This window comes from Methylophaga thiooxydans DMS010 (genome assembly GCF_000156355.1).
Taxonomy (GTDB): domain Bacteria; phylum Pseudomonadota; class Gammaproteobacteria; order Nitrosococcales; family Methylophagaceae; genus Methylophaga; species Methylophaga thiooxydans.
Window position 1 is genome coordinate 6,538 of the sequence record NZ_GG657896.1, and the last position, 1,943, is coordinate 8,480.

Below are 1,943 nucleotides of genomic sequence, written 5' to 3' on the forward strand. Positions count from 1 at the left end.
AGCCAAGATAAAGAATCTCGACCTGCTCAACAAAAGCAAACGACAGGCAAAAGTAATGCGGCCACAACCGGTGGCCAAGTAGCAGCTCAGCAGTCCTATTTCAGTATGTTAGCAGCGACGCTGGCTAAGCATAAGCGTTACCCGTCTGCTTCTAGGAGACGAGGTGAAGAGGGCATCGTAAAGTTATTTTTTGTTGTTGATCGAACTGGTGCGGTTTTGGACTACAAGATTACTCAAAGTTCAGGCTCCTCAAGGCTTGATGATGCCGTTATCAGAATGTTGAAAAAAGCGTCTCCTTTGCCAGCTTTTCCCTCAGGCATGCAACAGCAGCAACTGGAAGTTAATGTACCCATTGCTTTCCATTTGAATGTTGGCTAACCAGCCCCCCAAGTAAAACCTTCCTCACTAACGAATCTAACTCGTATTGCAAAACAATGAAAAGTTCATTGCCATTGAATGAAAATTACTATAATATTCCAAATGCAAATCATTATCAGTTAGATTTAATTAAGTAAAAAGGAAACGTTAATGGCTAGATCTAAACCATTGGGAAACAAAACTACACAGACACCAACCTGGGCTATGAGTACGTTAGCACTGGCTCTTTCTTCCGCTATGCTGCCTGTTGCTATGGCTGAAGAAGTGAACCTCGATACGGTGGTAATCGAAGACAATAAGGTTGCAGCTGAAGCGAACCCATACGCTGAACCAGATGCACCCTATAAAGCGAAAAAGTTGTCAGATAGCAAACGTACCCGTGATATTGCTGACACACCACAAACGATGACAGTGTTGACCAAAGAAGCTATCGCTGACTCAGGTAAAACAGAGTTGAAAGATATTCTGAGCGCACAACCGGGCATTACTTTGGGTACCGGTGAAGGCGGCAACTCTTTTGGTGATCGTTATATCATCCGTGGTTATGAAGCCCGCAGTGATGTGTTTACCGATGGTTTACGCGAGCCGGGTCTGATTAGTCGTGAAACCTTTGCGCTTGAGCAGGTGGAAATTACTAAAGGGCCTAGTTCCACCTTTGCTGGTCGTGGTTCAACTGGTGGTGCTGTTAACAGCGTGACAAAAAAAGCCAGCCTGGATGATGATTTCCTGACCTTATCAGGTGGCTTGGGCACTGATGACTATCAGCGCTACACAGTCGACGCTAACAAAGTCGTTTCTGATGAGTTTGCGATTCGTCTTAATGCTTTATATAGCGATGCTGAAATTCCAGATCGCGGTCCTGCTGAAGAGCAACGCCAAGGTATTTTACTCTCTACTGTGTACGAGCCAACGGATATATTTCGTGTCACCGCTGACTACTATCACTTCCGTGCTGATGACCGAACTGATCCGGGTGTCGCAGTCGATGGTGATACGGGGCAAATCTATAAATATGATTATGTCGGTCAGGATGGCTTAGATTTCCATGAGTCAGGGGCTGATATTTTCACTCTGGGATTCAATGTTGAACTGGCGGACGGTGTCAAACTGGAAAATAAGACTCGTATTGGCGAAACCGAAAATGAGTTTGTTATTTCCACATACAGTAGTCGAAGTGATGCTACCCGTACATTCAGTGACTGGCAGGAAAATGATTATATTGGTAACCAGACCAACCTGATTATCGATCAGAATCTCTGGGGTAAACGTCACACAATCGTAACGGGTATTGAACTAGCTAAAGAAAAAATGGATGCCGGTGATCTAGAGGCTAATCCAAGTAGTGTTTCTGTTGACCCATATAACGCCGATAATGACGTTTGGTCAGGTACAGTATCTAAGTTGGATGCTAAAACTAAGCTGGAATTGAAAACAGTCTCAGCCTATGTAATGGATACCGTTACCTTAAGTGATGACTGGGAAGTGTTTGCCGGCGTTCGTTATGATCACTTTGATTATGAGCTATGGACTGCAGCCAGCAATGGTCGTGGTGGTCCTCAACCTGA

At 44.7% G+C, this 1,943-nt stretch carries 2 protein-coding genes; both read left to right on the forward strand.

Translation table 11 applies throughout. From position 1 onward, the window contains the following. A partial coding sequence (locus MDMS009_RS06385) for an energy transducer TonB (protein ID WP_161596150.1) occupies nt 1–378 on the forward strand: 378 nt, incomplete at its 5' end. 150 nt (nt 379–528) lie between these two features. After that, on the forward strand, nt 529–1,943 hold a 1,415-nt coding region (locus MDMS009_RS06390), incomplete at its 3' end, for a TonB-dependent receptor (protein ID WP_154646988.1).